Source organism: Streptomyces sp. B21-083 (genome assembly GCF_036898825.1).
Lineage (GTDB): Bacteria > Actinomycetota > Actinomycetes > Streptomycetales > Streptomycetaceae > Streptomyces.
This window is the reverse complement of record NZ_JARUND010000001.1, coordinates 3,563,827-3,577,780: the sequence shown is the minus strand read 5'-3', so window position 1 is coordinate 3,577,780 and position 13,954 is coordinate 3,563,827. Positions and strand designations below refer to the sequence as shown.

Genomic DNA, 13,954 nt, shown 5'->3' with positions numbered 1-13,954 from the left:
AAAAGAATCGCGCCCGGCGGGACTGAGTGATCAGTCCCGCCGGGCGCTTCCTGCGTTGTACGGGTCAGTCCTTGATCTCGCAGATGGGGGCGCCGGAGGTGAGGGAGGCGCCGACCTCGGCGGCGAGGCCCTTGACGGTGCCTGCCTTGTGGGCGTTGAGGGGTTGTTCCATCTTCATGGCTTCGAGGACGACGATCAGGTCGCCTTCCTTGACTTCCTGGCCTTCCTCGACGGCGACCTTGACGATGGTGCCCTGCATGGGGGAGGCGAGGGTGTCGCCGGAGGCGGCCGGGCCCGACTTCTTCGCGGCGCGGCGTTTGGGTTTGGCGCCGGCGGCGAGGCCGGTGCGGGCCAGGGACATGCCCAGCGAGATGGGGAGGGAGACTTCCAGGCGTTTGCCGCCGACCTCGACGACGACGGTCTCGCGGCCGGCTTCCTCGTCGGCCTCGGTATCGGCGGGTGTGGCGAAGGCGGGGATGTCGTTGACGAACTCGGTCTCGATCCAGCGGGTGTGGACGGTGAACGGGTCGGTGGAGCCGGTGAGTTCGGGGGCGAAGGCGGGGTCGGTGACGACCTTGCGGTGGAAGGTGATGGCGGTGGCCATGCCTTCGACCTGGAACTCGGCAAGGGCTCGGGCGGCGCGTTGGAGGGCCTGTTCGCGGGTGGCGCCGGTGACGATCAGCTTGGCGAGCAGGGAGTCCCAGGCGGGGCCGATCACGCTGCCGGATTCGACGCCGGCGTCGAGGCGGACGCCGGGGCCGGAGGGTGGGGTGAAGGTGGTGACGGTGCCGGGGGCGGGGAGGAAGCCGCGGCCGGGGTCCTCGCCGTTGATGCGGAACTCGATGGAGTGGCCGCGCAGTTCGGGGTCGCCGTAGCCGAGGGGTTCGCCGTCGGCGATGCGGAACATCTCGCGTACGAGGTCGATGCCGGCGACTTCCTCGGTGACGGGGTGTTCGACCTGGAGGCGGGTGTTGACCTCCAGGAAGGAGATCGTGCCGTCGGTGCCGACGAGGAACTCGACGGTTCCGGCGCCGACGTAGCCGGCTTCCTTGAGGATGGCTTTGGAGGACGCGTACAGCTCGGCGACCTGTGTGTCGGAGAGGAAGGGTGCGGGGGCCTCTTCGACGAGTTTTTGGTGGCGGCGCTGGAGGGAGCAGTCGCGGGTGGAGACGACGACCACGTTGCCGTGGGTGTCGGCCAGGCACTGGGTCTCGACGTGGCGGGGTTTGTCGAGGTAGCGCTCGACGAAGCATTCGCCGCGTCCGAACGCGGCGACGGCCTCGCGGACCGCGGAGTCGTACAGCTCGGGGACTTCTTCGAGGGTGCGGGCGACCTTGAGGCCGCGTCCGCCGCCGCCGAAGGCGGCTTTGATCGCGATGGGCAGGCCGTGTTCCTGGGCGAAGGCGACGACCTCGTCCGAGCCGGAGACGGGGTCGGGGGTGCCGGCGACCAGGGGGGCGCCGGCGCGTTGGGCGATGTGGCGGGCGGCGACCTTGTCGCCGAGGTCGCGGATGGCCTGTGGGGGCGGGCCGATCCAGGTCAGGTCGGCGTCGAGGACGGCCTGGGCGAAGTCGGCGTTCTCGGAGAGGAAGCCGTATCCGGGGTGGATGGCGTCCGCTCCGGAGTCCTTGGCGGCCTGCAGCACCTTGGCGATGTCGAGATAGCTGGTCGCCGGGGTGTCACCGCCCAAAGCGAACGCCTCGTCGGCGGCACGCACATGGAGCGCGTCCCGGTCCGGGTCGGCGTACACGGCCACGCTCGCGATCCCGGCATCCTGGCAGGCCCGGGCAACGCGGACAGCGATTTCGCCACGGTTGGCGATGAGCACCTTGCGCACGATTGAGGCTCCCTCCTTGAAACAAGCCGAGTTTAGGGACTGCCGACACGGCGCATCGACCCGTCCCCACTGGTGAGCTTGCCCACACGGAGCGTGATGCGAGGCTCGCCCTACCCGTGAAATCCCTTGTCGCACCTATGTACGCGGGACTCCTTCCGGAAACCCTAGCCCCCTGATGTGGTCAAGGTCTCTGTGAGAGCGTGCTGCGGCCCACTCGGTTTCTTTGTGGAGTCCCTACGAACGGCCCAATGATTTTTTGCCCGCCGAGGAACCTTCGCCGAACCCTTGTCCGAGCGTTTACCCGTTAGTAGCGTTCAAGATGTACCGAACGTACGAGTGGTGCAGTCGAAAGTGGGTGGGGGCCGGTGGTCCGCAGACCGGTGGCATGGATCGTCGCGATCATCCTCTTCGTTGAGGCGTTCGGCATAGCCGCGCTGAACTGGTTCATGGGGATCGTCGTCGACAACCAGAAGATGTCCCTCGCCGGCCTCGACCCGGACGTGATGTCCATGTCCTCGAAGATCGGCGGCCTGGTCTTCGGCGCCTACTTCGCGCTGTGCGGCGTGGTGGCCCTGCTCGTCGCCCTGCGCGACCGCTCCCCGGCCGGCCTCGGCCGCGTCCTGCTGATCAGCGTCGCCGTGGTGCACGCGCTGCTCGGGGCGTTCGCCTGGGGGCTGGTGGGCGTGCCGGCGTTCCTGACGATGGTCGTGGTGCTGGCGCTGGTGGTGCTCCTGCTGATGACGTACGACAGGCAGAACGGCAACGGCACCGCGGCCGTGGAACCCGAGGACGGCCGGGACGGGACCGGCGGCGGCTCCCCGGCCGTGGGCAACGGCGGCTCCCCGCTGACGCCCCCGCCGACCCCCAGCACCCCCTGACCGAGACCGCTTCTGGCTACTTCTCCCTGGGCGTCCACAACTCCGTGATGCCGACTCCCAGTTCGGCGAGGAGCTTGCGGAGCAGGGGCAGGCTGATACCGATGACGTTGCCGTGGCCGCCGTCGATGCCGTCGATGAACGGTGCCGAGCGGCCGTCGAGCGTGAACGCCCCGGCGACATGGAGGGGCTCGCCCGAGGCGACGTACGCGGCGATCTCCTCGTCCGTCGGCTCGCCGAAGCGGACCACGGTGGACGCGGTCGCCGAGACCTGACGTCCCGTCGCCGTGTCGTGGACGCAGTGCCCTGTCCGGAGGGTGCCCTCCCGGCCGCGCATCGACTTCCAGCGGGCGGTCGCCTCCTCGGCGTCGGCGGGCTTGCCGTACGCCTCGCCGTCCAGGTCTAGGACGGAGTCGCAGCCGATCACCAGGGCGCCGTGCACCTCGGGCCGGGCGGCGACCACGGCGGTCTTGGCCTCGGCGAGCGCGAGGGCCAGTTCGGCCGGGGACGGCGCGGTCACCGCGTCCTCGTCGAACCCGCTGACGATCACCTCGGGGTCGAGTCCGGCCTGCCGGAGCAGATTGAGCCGGGCGGGGGACTGGGAGGCGAGCACGAGACGGCGGCGCGACTGATCATCGGTCATACGGTCAGGGTATCGGCGGGCCGCGGGCCCCGGACAGGTCCTACCGCGCGCCGAGGACGATCATCGCGACCACCATGGCAAGCGCCAGGAGAAGGCTGAGCCGCCGAAGCATCCGCTGCGCGTCGCGCAGTTCCTTCGGCGGCTCGTTCTCGGGATCGGACCACAACATTCCACTAGCGTCCCGCTCGGCGGAGCGGGGCGCCTGAGTAGGCGTACTCAAATCGGGCCCGTAGTTTCCTCCAAGACCTACCCGGGCCAGAAGGTGCGGGTCCACGATGTCGGGCTCGGCTGCGGGATCCGGTGGGACGCGATCCTCGCCGGGTCCGCCCACGCGTCCTTCGTGCCGGGTGCGCCGGGCGCCGTGGAGGACGCCGCCACGGCGCGGGCTCGGACCACCGCCAGGGCGGCGGCCAGCTCCTCGGGGGTCGGGTTGCCCCGTACGACCTTGATCGTCATGACGCCGGCTCCTTACAGCGGGATGTTGCCGTGCTTCTTCGGGGGCAGGGACTCGCGCTTCGTACGGAGCTGGCGCAGCCCTCGTACGACATGGCGGCGGGTGTCGGACGGCAGGATCACCGCGTCGACGTAGCCGCGTTCGGCCGCGATGTAGGGGTTGAGGAGGGTGTCCTCGTACTCCCGGATCAGCCGGGCGCGGACCACCTCCGGGTCCTCCCCGTTCGCCTCGGCCTCGGTGATCGTGCGGCGGTGCAGGATGTTGACCGCGCCCTGGGCGCCCATCACGGCGATCTGGGCGGTCGGCCAGGCGAGGTTGAGGTCGGCACCCAGGTGCTTGGAACCCATGACGTCGTAGGCGCCGCCGAAGGCCTTGCGGGTGATGACCGTGATGAGCGGGACGGTCGCCTCCGCGTAGGCGTAGATCAGCTTGGCGCCCCGGCGGATGATGCCGTCGTGCTCCTGGTCGACGCCGGGGAGGAAGCCGGGGACGTCCACGAAGGTGAGGACGGGCACGTTGAAGGCGTCGCAGGTACGGACGAAGCGCGCCGCCTTCTCCGACGCGGCGATGTCGAGGCACCCCGCGAACTGCATCGGCTGGTTGGCGACGACCCCGACCGGACGCCCCTCCACCCGGCCGAACCCGGTGAGGATGTTGGGCGCGAAGAGGGACTGCGTCTCGAAGAACTCGGCGTCGTCCAGGACGTGTTCGATCACCGTGTGCATGTCGTACGGCTGGTTCGCGCTGTCCGGGATCAGGACGTCCAGCTCGCGGTCCTCGTCCGTGACGGCGAGGTCCGCCTCCTCCGGGAAGAGCGGGGGCTCGCTGAGGTTGTTGGACGGCAGGTACGACAGCAGTTGCTTGACGTACTCGATGGCGTCCTTCTCGTCGCCGGCCATGTGATGGGCCACGCCGGACGCGGAGTTGTGCGTACGGGCGCCGCCCAGCTCCTCCATGCCGACGTCCTCGCCGGTGACCGTCTTGATGACGTCCGGGCCGGTGATGAACATGTGCGAGGTCTGGTCGACCATGACCGTGAAGTCGGTGATGGCCGGGGAGTACACGGCACCGCCGGCGCACGGCCCCACGACGAGGCTGATCTGCGGGATGACCCCGGACGCGTGCGTGTTGCGGCGGAAGATCTCGCCGTACGCGCCCAGGGACGCCACGCCCTCCTGGATACGGGCGCCGCCCGAGTCGTTGATGCCGATGACCGGGCAGCCGGTCTTCAGCGCGAAGTCCATGACCTTGACGATCTTCTGGCCGTACACCTCGCCCAGCGCGCCGCCGAAGACGGTGAAGTCCTGGGAGAACACGGCGACCGGACGGCCGTCGACGGTGCCGTAACCGGTCACCACACCGTCTCCGTACGGGCGGTTGTGCTCCAGCCCGAAGTTGGTCGAGCGGTGCGTGGCGAACTCGTCCAGCTCGACGAACGAGTCCTCGTCGAGGAGCAGTTCGATCCGCTCACGGGCCGTCAACTTCCCCTTGGCGTGCTGCTTCTCGACAGCCCGCTCCGATCCGGCGTGCGTGGCCGCCTCGACGCGGCGCTGCAGGTCCGCGAGCTTGCCAGCGGTGGTGTGGATGTCGGTCTGCTGCGGCTGTACCGGCTCGGCCATCGGGATGCGGCTCCCTGCAAAGTGTGACGTGCTCAGAAGGGGGATTGGCTACTCATCCGTAGCGTAGTGGCGTGCCTACCCATCGGCAGTGCGGCGTTTACCACACTCCTCTCCTCTTCACAGAGGGGCAGGGAAGATCCCCGGAAGATGTCACGCGAACACGCGGCCACGCATATGCTCAAGATGTCGCGGCGGGACACGCCGGAGAGGTGACATCGCGAGAGCGGTCGAGCGCCTGTGAACCTCAGCCCTCAGGGGCTGAAATCCATCCCGCTCTGCGGGACGGAGGATGTCAAATCTAGTGTGGCTTGCATGACGGAGATGCCACCGAACGGTGAAGGTAACCCGCCCGACGGGCACGGTGAGTCGAGGTCGGACCGCTGGTCCGACCTCGGCCGCCCCCCTCTGAATGCCGCTGGCCTGCGCAGGGCCCTCGTGCGCGAGGGCAGCCTGTGGTCCGACGTGAACGTGGTGCGGAGTACCGGCTCAACCAACGCTGACCTGGTCGCCCTGGCGACTGCGGGCAAAGCAGCCGAGGGGCTGGTCCTGCTCGCCGAGGAGCAGACCGCCGGACGCGGTCGGCTGGACCGGCAGTGGACGGCGCCGGCCCGTTCCGGGCTGTTCTTCTCCGTGCTGCTGAAGCCGACGGAGGTGCCGGTGACCCGCTGGGGCTGGCTGCCACTGCTCACCGGGGTCGCGGTGGCGACGGGCCTGTCCCGCGCCGCGGGCGTCGACACGTCCCTCAAGTGGCCCAACGACCTGCTGGTGAGTGTGGGGGGCGCGGAGCGCAAGGCGGGCGGGATCCTCGCGGAGCGGGCCGGTACGGACGCGGTGGTGATCGGCATCGGCATCAACGTCACCCTGCGCGAGGACGAGCTCCCGGTGCCGACGGCCGGGTCGCTGGTGCTGGCGGGGGCCGCGGGGACCGACCGGGACCCGCTGCTGCGGGCGGTGCTGCGGTCGCTGGAGCAGTGGTACGTGCGGTGGCGGGCGGTGGAGGGGGACCCGGTGTCGTCCGGGCTGCAGGAGACGTATGCGGCGGGGTGCGCGACATTGGGGCGGACGGTGCGGGCGGAGTTGCCGGGGGACCGGAGTGTGGTCGGGGAGGCGGTGGCCGTCGACGGTGACGGGCGGCTGGTCCTTGCCACCGGGGACGGGGTGCAGGAGCCGGTGGGGGCGGGGGATGTGGTGCATCTGCGGCCGGCGTGAGGCGGATTTTCAGCCCGTCCGGCGTTCGAGGACGAGGCCCGCTCAGGGCCGAAGCGGGGGTCTGGGGGCGCAGCCCCCAGGGAGGCTCACACCAACTCCGGCACGTCGTCCCTGCTGAACCCAGCGGAGCGAGGCCGTATCGTTGAGGGCGGTCGATATCTGACCGTGACAGATCGGAAGGGCAGCAGGCGTGACCGTCGACGACACGGGCTCCGACGCGGCGGGCAGCCGGGTGGATGGGCATATCGCCGACCCCGGTGAGGACCCACTCGCCCTGCGTCTCGAACAGCTCATCCTCGGTGCCGAGCGGCGCTACACCCCCTTTCAGGCCGCCCGCAGCGCCGGTGTCTCCATGGAACTGGCGTCCCGTTTCTGGCGGGCGATGGGCTTCGCCGACATCGGGCAGGCCAAGGCGCTGACCGAGGCGGACGTACTCGCGCTGCGCCGGCTCGCCGGTCTCGTCGAGGCGGGGCTGCTGAGCGAGGCGATGGCTGTGCAGGTGGCGCGCTCCACGGGGCAGACCACCGCCCGTTTGGCCGAGTGGCAGATCGACTCCTTCCTGGAGGGGCTGACCGAGCCGCCCGAGCCCGGAATGACGCGCACCGAGGTGACGTATCCGCTGATCGAGCTGCTCCTGCCCGAGCTGGAGGAGTTCATCGTGTACGTCTGGCGGCGCCAGCTCGCCGCCGCGACCGGGCGGGTCGTGCAGGCCGCCGACGACGAGGAGATGGTCGACCGGCGGCTGGCCGTCTGCTTCGCGGACCTGGTCGGGTTCACCCGGCTGACCCGGCGTATGGAGGAGGAGGAGCTCGGCGAACTCGTCGAGGCCTTCGAGACCACGGCCGCCGACCTGGTGGCGGCGAACGGCGGGCGGCTCGTCAAGACGCTCGGCGACGAGGTGCTGTACGCGGCGGACGAGCCGGGCGTGGCCGCCGAGATCGCGCTGCGGCTGATCGAGACGATGGCGCACGACGAGACGATGCCCGAGCTGCGGGTCGGGATGGCGTTCGGCACGGTGACCACCCGTATGGGTGATGTGTTCGGGTCGACGGTGAATCTCGCCTCGCGGTTGACGTCGATAGCGCCACGGGACGCGGTGCTCGTCGACGCGGCGTTCGCGGAGGAGCTGATCCGTACCGGGGACGCGCCCGCCTCCGAGGCGGAGGCGGCCGAGGCCGCCGCCACCGCGGAGAAGGAGGGCGAGGAGCCGCCGGTGTACCGCTTCGCACTCCAGCCGATGTGGCAGCGGCCCGTGCGCGGGCTCGGCGTGGTCGAGCCCTGGCTGCTGACCCGGCGGACGCAGCCGGTCACGTAGAACCGGCGGGTCGGCCACCCGTTCGCGGCCCCGGGGTGCTCAGTGGTGGTGGTTCAGTGCGTCCACGCACAGGCCGACGCCCCGGGGTTCGCTGCCCAGGTCTGCCGCACGGCGCCGCGCCGGTGGTGGCAGGTCCCGGGGTGCTCAGTGGTGGTGGTTCAGTGCGTCCACGCACAGGCCGATGATCGGTACGCACACTCCGCCGGGTTTTGCGGGCTGCGCGGCCGGTGCCGGAGGCTCTGGCGTCGGTGCGGGGGGCGGGGTCGTCTGCTGTGGGGGCTGGGGCGCTGCCGGGGCCGGTGTCGAGGTCCCCGGTCGTGGCTCGCCGGGGATGGTGGCGGGCGTCGGGGTGCTGGGCTGCTGCGGGATCGTGGTGGCGTCGGCTGTGGGGCCGAGGGGTGTTGTGGGGAGTGTGCCCACGGGGAACAGCCGCAGTGGGCCCGTGGCGCTCGGCAGGGCGGTCGGGAGCGCTGTCGGGGGTGTGGTCGGGACGGGGGTCTCACCGCCCATGGGGGCGCTCACCGACGGGTTCGGCGTGGGGACGCCGCCGACCGTGGCCGCCGTGTTGCCGGTGCGGTCGGCCGAGGTGCCCGTGTCCGTATCCGCGTTCGTGTGCGCGCTGGTGTCCGCGTCCAGGTCCGACTGGGCCTGTGCCCTGCCGACACCGCCCGCTCCGCCGTCAGGCGTCAGCCGTACGAGGCTCAGGACCCCGGCGGCCAGCGCGAAGCCGCCCGCCGCGAGCAGGACCTTGCGGGGGCGGGGCTTGCGGTGCCGGCCTCGCGGGCGGTTGACGAGGGGGTCGGGCGGGGACTGGGGGGCCGGAGGCGCGGCAGGGGACGGGGGAGGGGTCCAGGTCCGGGGAGGGGTCGTGAACCGCGGCGGGGCCCACGGCTGGGCCTGGGGAGGGACCCGGTGGGGGGTCTGTGCTCGCCTTGGTGTGCCTGTGTCGACAGGCCTTGTCGTGGTGTCCGTCATCGCGATCCCTACCCGTTGCGCTCGCGCCCCGGGTGCGCCGCTGCGGAGCGCACGTTATGCGCTACCCGGAGGAAAATTTCGGGAGATCGGCGCCATGTCACCCGAACGAGGAGAGGGGCCCTTCTCCGCCGCTTCTCCGGGCCCTTCTCGGTTCCTGCTCCGCTCGTTCTTCCCCTGGGCGCGGGCGGGCTGCGATGATCGGGGCGATCGTAGTTAACCTGCGTTAACCAGGAGGGTGTCATGGGCGAGGAACGGTCCGAGGAGCGGCCGGAGGAGCGGTTCGGGGAGTTCGTCGTGGTCCGGCGGCACGGGTACGTCGCAGAGCTGGTCCTCGATCGGCCGAAGGCCATGAACGCGGTCTCCTCCGCCATGGCCCGGTCCGTCGCCGGTGCGTGTGCCGCGCTGGCCGCCGACCGTGATGTACGCGCGGTGGTGCTGACCTCCACCCATGACCGGGCGTTCTGTGTCGGGGCCGACCTCAAGGAGCGGAACTCGATGTCCGACGCCGAGCTGGTCCGGCAGCGGCCGGTGGCGCGGGGGGCGTACACGGGTGTGCTGGAGCTGCCGATGCCCACCATCGCCGCGGTGCACGGGTTCGCGCTGGGGGGCGGGTTCGAGCTGGCGCTGTCCTGCGATCTGATCGTGGCGGACGGTACGGCGGTGGTGGGGTTGCCGGAGGTGTCCGTGGGGGTGATTCCGGGGGGCGGCGGTACGCAGTTGCTGCCCCGGCGGGTGGGCGCGGCACGGGCCGCCGAGCTGATCTTCACCGCGCGGCGGGTGGCGGCGGACGAGGCGCGCGCCCTGGGGCTGGTGGACGTCCTGGTCGAGGTGGGGCGCGACCGGGAGGAGGCGCTGGCGCTGGCGTCCCGGATCGCGGCGCACTCTCCGGTGGGCGTACGGGCGGCCAAGCGGGCGTTGCGGGTGGGCTTCGGGCTGGATCTGAAGGCGGGGCTGGAGGTGGAGGACGCGGCGTGGCGTGCCGTGGCCTTCTCGGGCGACCGGGCGGAAGGAGTCGCGGCGTTCGCCGAGAAGAGGGCCCCGGTCTGGCCGGGGGAGTAGGCGGCCCGGCTTTCGCGGCCGTACCAAGTCCCTCCCGTAGGGGACACCTCTTTCGCCCGCTCGATGTCTCAAATCCTCCCAAACCTTCCTAACCTGGATCAATGGGTGAGGAAAGCCGGCTCCACGCCGTCGTGACGCTCGCGCAGGGCATGGCCGCCGCGCAGAGCCCGCGCGAGACCTGGCGTGCCGCCGCGCTCGGTGCCTGCCATGCCCTGACCGGGAACTTCGCCGCGCTGTCGGTGTGGGAGCGGGAACTCGGGCGGCTGCGGGTCCTCGCGAACGTGGGGGAGCGGGCCCCCGACGAGGAGGAGTTCCCGGAAGGGGAGGCCTATCCCGTGCACCAGTTCCCGGAGATCACCGAGTTCCTGCACGAGCGATGGGCGGGCGGCGGTGAGCCCAACGCCTGGGTCGAGACCGCGGAGGGGCCCGCGCGCGGACCGTCGGCGGGGCGCGCCGGGTACTGCCATCAGCGCGTCGCCGCGCTACGGCGCCGGAAGCGCGGCTGCTGTGTCGTCGCCCCCGTCGTGCTGCACGGCCGGGCCTGGGGCGAGCTGTACGTCGCCCGGCCCGTCGGCGCCCCCGTCTTCGGCCGCGCGGACGCCGACTTCGCCACTGTCCTGGCGTCCGTCGTCGCCGCCGGGATCGCGCAGACCGAGCGGCTGGAGGAGGCCCGGCGGCTCGCCTTCACCGACGCGCTCACCGGGCTCGCCAACCGGCGGGCCGTGGACGCCCACCTCGACGAGGCGATCGAACGGCACCGGCGGGACGGTGCCGTGGTCAGCCTGGTCGTCTGCGACCTGAACGGCCTCAAGCGCGTCAACGACACCCTGGGGCACGCGGTCGGCGACCGGCTCCTCGAACGGTTCGGGTCGGTGCTGTCGCTGTGCGGAGCGATGCTGCCCGGCGCTCTCGCCGCCCGTCTCGGCGGTGACGAGTTCTGTCTGCTGGTGGTCGGCGCGCCCGTCGAGGACGTGGTGCGGGCGGCGGGTGAACTGTGCCGTCGCGCCGGTGAGTTGGAGCTCGGGGAGGGGGTCGCCTGTGGGGTCGCCTCGACCGCCGACGCGATCGGGCCGGTGGGGACGGCTCGCCGGTTGTTCCGGCTCGCCGACGCCGCGCAGTACCGGGCGAAGGCGGTTCACGCGGACCGGCCGGTGGTCGCGGGGCGCGAGGGCCCCGACGATCCGGTGGTGCGGCTCGCCGAGGAGCCCTTCGGGGAGGGGGTTGTGGAGCGGCGGCGGTTCCGTGGGCGTCGGTCGTGAGGTGGAGGCGGGTGAGGTTGAGGCGGGTGCGGCGCGGGGGTGTAAGGGGTGTACCGGCCACCCGGTAGTGACATCCTGGAATTCACTGCGTACGCTCCTGAATATGGATATGCACACTGTGGTGGTGGGGACGTCCGGGACGACCGCGGCCGACGTGCTCGCCGTGGCGCGTGGCGGGGCCCGGATCGAGTTGTCCGGAGAGGCCGTCGCCGCCCTCTCCAAGGCCCGCGGGATCATCGACGCGCTCGCCGCCAAGCCCGAGCCCGTGTACGGCGTGAGCACCGGGTTCGGTGCCCTGGCGTCCCGGCACATCAGCCCCGAACTCCGCGCCCAGCTCCAGCGCAACATCGTCCGCTCGCACGCCGCCGGCATGGGGCCGCGGGTCGAGCGCGAGGTCGTACGGGCGCTGATGTTCCTGCGGCTCAAGACCGTCTGTTCGGGACACACGGGCGTGCGGCCCGAGGTCGCGCAGACCATGGCGGACCTGCTCAACGCCGGGATCACCCCCGTCGTGCACGAGTACGGGTCCCTCGGCTGCTCCGGTGACCTCGCCCCCCTCTCCCACTGCGCGCTCACGCTCATGGGCGAGGGTGACGCGGAAGGGCCCGACGGGGTCGTACGGCCGGCCGCCGAACTTCTCACCGAGCACGGCATCGCGCCCGTCGAGCTGCGCGAGAAGGAGGGCCTCGCCCTTCTCAACGGCACCGACGGCATGCTCGGCATGCTGATCATGGCTCTTGCCGACCTCGACACCCTCTACAAGTCCGCCGACGTCACCGCCGCGCTCTCCCTGGAGGCGCTCCTCGGCACCGAGAAGGTGCTCGCGCCCGAGCTGCACGCCATCCGGCCGCACCCGGGGCAGGGGGCCAGCGCCGCCAACATGCTCGCCGTACTCAAGGGCTCCGAACTCACCGGGCACCACCAGGACGGCGCGCCCCGCGTCCAGGACGCCTACTCCGTGCGCTGCGCCCCGCAGGTCGCCGGCGCCGGGCGGGACACCATGGCGCACGCCCGGCTCGTCGCCGAGCGGGAGCTTGCCTCGTCCGTCGACAACCCCGTCGTCCTGCCTGACGGGCGGGTCGAGTCCAACGGGAACTTCCACGGCGCTCCGGTGGCGTACGTCCTCGACTTCCTCGCCATCGCCGTCGCCGACCTGGGGTCCATCGCCGAGCGGCGCACGGACCGCCTCCTCGACAAGAACCGCTCCCACGGGCTGCCGCCGTTCCTCGCGGACGACGCCGGTGTGGACAGCGGGCTGATGATCGCCCAGTACACGCAGGCCGCCCTGGTCAGCGAGTTGAAGCGGCTCGCCGTGCCTGCCTCGGCGGACTCGATCCCGTCCTCCGCGATGCAGGAGGACCACGTCTCGATGGGCTGGTCGGCGGCGCGCAAGCTCCGTACGGCCGTCGACAACCTGGCCCGGATCATCGCCGTCGAGCTGTACGCGGCCACGCGCGCCATCGAGCTGCGGGAGGGCCTGACGCCAGCACCCGCGTCCCGGGCCGTCATCGACGCCGTACGGGCGGCGGGCGTCGAGGGACCCGGCCCGGACCGGTTCCTGGCGCCAGACCTCGCCGCGGCGGACGTGTTCGTGCGGGGCGGGCACCTGGTCGCCGCGGTGGAGCCGGTGACCGGGCCGCTGCAGTAGTCACTGGCAGGGCAGGGCAGGGGCGGCGGCAGGGGCGGTAGCAGCCGTTGCTCGTGGCGCCCCGAGACGTTTCTCCGTCGTCTCGGGGTTCCGCTCAGAATTCCAGGCGCTCCCGGCGCAGCGAATACGCCACGAACGCGGCGCCCAGGGCGAGGCTGAACGTGCCGCCGACGACGTACGGCGTGGTGTCGAAGCTGCCGGTGTCGGCGAGACGGGTGCCGTCGGCGGACGAGTCCGAGGTCGTGGTGGCCGAGGTGGCGGTCGTACTCGTGCTGGTGTTGGTGCTCACCCGCGTACTCGTACTCACGCTCGTACTTCCGGTGGTGCTCGTCAGGGAGATCTGCCGGGTGTGCTCCGACATCGTGGACATGGACGTGTCCGCTCTGTGTCGCTGCTCCACCGACTTCTCGGCCGTCGCGTTGGCGGACGGGACAAACCACAGCGCACCCAGGAGGGTGCCCGCGGCGGTGGCGGTCAACAACGATCGACGTGCGGCTGACACGGAATATCGATCCCCTTGTGGCGCTGGCGAATTGGCCGTGACCCCGATGTTAATGACAGGCGTGGGTCGTGGGAAAGTTGCGGGAGCCGTGAGCCGTACGCTCTTCGACCATGAGCACATCAGAGACATCACGTTTTGTACGGCTTCGAGTGGAACTGGTCGTCGAGGTCGACGACGTGAACGCCCTGACGAAGGCCGCGTTGCAGCGGATCGCCGCTGACACCGAGATGCCGGCCGACGAGCGGGTGCACGCCGAGGACACTGTGACGGAAGACACCGCCGAGGCGCTCGCCTACCTCGTGGACCCGTTCGACCTGGTCGGTGAGGTGCCGGGCACCGAACTGGCACAGGCGTCCTGGAGCAGCGAGGAGATCGACTACGACCCGGATTCGCCGGATTGGGATCTCGACGAGGATGATGAGGCGGACGGCGACGAAGTCGTCGGGGGACGGGTCGACGGCTGACCCGGCTGGGGAAATTCGTGACCCCGGTCGGCAACCGCCGGCCGGGGTTTCGTCGTCTCAGGAGAAGCAGTGACCGGCAGTGGCATCACGCGACC

14 protein-coding genes are annotated in these 13,954 nt (G+C 71.1%); 7 read left to right on the top strand and 7 right to left on the bottom strand.

Annotated features, from left to right (window positions below):
- Window positions 1-64 precede the first annotated feature (64 nt).
- Complete coding sequence (locus QA861_RS16000) at window positions 65-1,837, bottom strand: acetyl/propionyl/methylcrotonyl-CoA carboxylase subunit alpha (protein ID WP_334588996.1); 1,773 nt, start codon at window positions 1,835-1,837, stop codon at window positions 65-67.
- Between the two features lie 365 nt (window positions 1,838-2,202).
- Here QA861_RS16000 and QA861_RS15995 point away from each other — a divergent pair, with 365 nt between their 5' ends.
- Complete coding sequence (locus QA861_RS15995) at window positions 2,203-2,715, top strand: hypothetical protein (protein WP_334588995.1); 513 nt, start codon at window positions 2,203-2,205, stop codon at window positions 2,713-2,715.
- 16 nt (window positions 2,716-2,731) lie between these two features.
- On the opposite strand, the gene QA861_RS15990 is transcribed toward QA861_RS15995, so the two are convergent.
- The 4 genes from QA861_RS15990 to QA861_RS15975 form a co-directional block, all read right to left on the bottom strand.
- Complete coding sequence (locus QA861_RS15990) at window positions 2,732-3,355, bottom strand: nucleoside triphosphate pyrophosphatase (RefSeq protein ID WP_334588994.1); 624 nt, start codon at window positions 3,353-3,355, stop codon at window positions 2,732-2,734.
- A gap of 40 nt (window positions 3,356-3,395) precedes the next feature.
- Complete coding sequence (gene mmpB / locus QA861_RS15985; RefSeq protein WP_334588993.1) at window positions 3,396-3,524, bottom strand: morphogenic membrane protein MmpB; 129 nt, start codon at window positions 3,522-3,524, stop codon at window positions 3,396-3,398.
- 77 nt (window positions 3,525-3,601) lie between these two features.
- A complete protein-coding gene (locus QA861_RS15980; protein WP_334588992.1) occupies window positions 3,602-3,811 on the bottom strand; it encodes an acyl-CoA carboxylase epsilon subunit in 210 nt (69 codons plus the stop codon).
- A gap of 12 nt (window positions 3,812-3,823) precedes the next feature.
- Window positions 3,824-5,428: an acyl-CoA carboxylase subunit beta gene (locus tag QA861_RS15975; RefSeq protein WP_334588991.1), complete on the bottom strand. Its 1,605-nt coding sequence runs from the start codon at window positions 5,426-5,428 to the stop codon at window positions 3,824-3,826.
- A gap of 321 nt (window positions 5,429-5,749) precedes the next feature.
- On the opposite strand from QA861_RS15975, the gene QA861_RS15970 reads away from it, so the two are divergent.
- Both QA861_RS15970 and QA861_RS15965 read left to right on the top strand, forming a co-directional pair.
- On the top strand, window positions 5,750-6,637 hold the full coding sequence (locus QA861_RS15970) for a biotin--[acetyl-CoA-carboxylase] ligase (RefSeq protein ID WP_334590571.1): 888 nt from the start codon (window positions 5,750-5,752) through the stop codon (window positions 6,635-6,637).
- A gap of 190 nt (window positions 6,638-6,827) precedes the next feature.
- Window positions 6,828-7,952 (top strand): adenylate/guanylate cyclase domain-containing protein, encoded by a 1,125-nt coding sequence (locus tag QA861_RS15965; protein WP_334588990.1) that lies wholly within the window; start codon window positions 6,828-6,830, stop codon window positions 7,950-7,952.
- Between the two features lie 144 nt (window positions 7,953-8,096).
- Here the strand turns inward: QA861_RS15965 and QA861_RS15960 are convergent, their stop codons facing one another.
- Complete coding sequence (locus QA861_RS15960; RefSeq protein ID WP_334588989.1) at window positions 8,097-8,927, bottom strand: hypothetical protein; 831 nt, start codon at window positions 8,925-8,927, stop codon at window positions 8,097-8,099.
- Window positions 8,928-9,167: 240 nt separating this feature from the next.
- Here QA861_RS15960 and QA861_RS15955 point away from each other — a divergent pair, with 240 nt between their 5' ends.
- From QA861_RS15955 to hutH, 3 genes are all read left to right on the top strand, one after another.
- Complete coding sequence (locus tag QA861_RS15955; RefSeq protein ID WP_334588988.1) at window positions 9,168-9,986, top strand: enoyl-CoA hydratase-related protein; 819 nt, start codon at window positions 9,168-9,170, stop codon at window positions 9,984-9,986.
- 101 nt (window positions 9,987-10,087) lie between these two features.
- Entirely contained in the window at window positions 10,088-11,245 is a 1,158-nt protein-coding gene (locus QA861_RS15950; protein WP_334588987.1) for a GGDEF domain-containing protein, read from the top strand.
- 109 nt (window positions 11,246-11,354) lie between these two features.
- A complete protein-coding gene (gene hutH / locus QA861_RS15945) occupies window positions 11,355-12,893 on the top strand; it encodes a histidine ammonia-lyase (RefSeq protein WP_334590570.1) in 1,539 nt (512 codons plus the stop codon).
- 94 nt (window positions 12,894-12,987) lie between these two features.
- On the opposite strand, the gene QA861_RS15940 is transcribed toward hutH, so the two are convergent.
- Window positions 12,988-13,395 carry a cell wall protein gene (locus tag QA861_RS15940; protein ID WP_334588986.1) on the bottom strand — a complete coding sequence of 136 codons (408 nt, stop codon included), beginning with the start codon at window positions 13,393-13,395 and terminating at the stop codon, window positions 12,988-12,990.
- 110 nt (window positions 13,396-13,505) lie between these two features.
- Between QA861_RS15940 and QA861_RS15935 the strand changes: the two genes are divergently transcribed.
- Complete coding sequence (locus QA861_RS15935) at window positions 13,506-13,859, top strand: hypothetical protein (protein WP_334588985.1); 354 nt, start codon at window positions 13,506-13,508, stop codon at window positions 13,857-13,859.
- The last annotated feature ends 95 nt before the right edge of the window (window positions 13,860-13,954 follow it).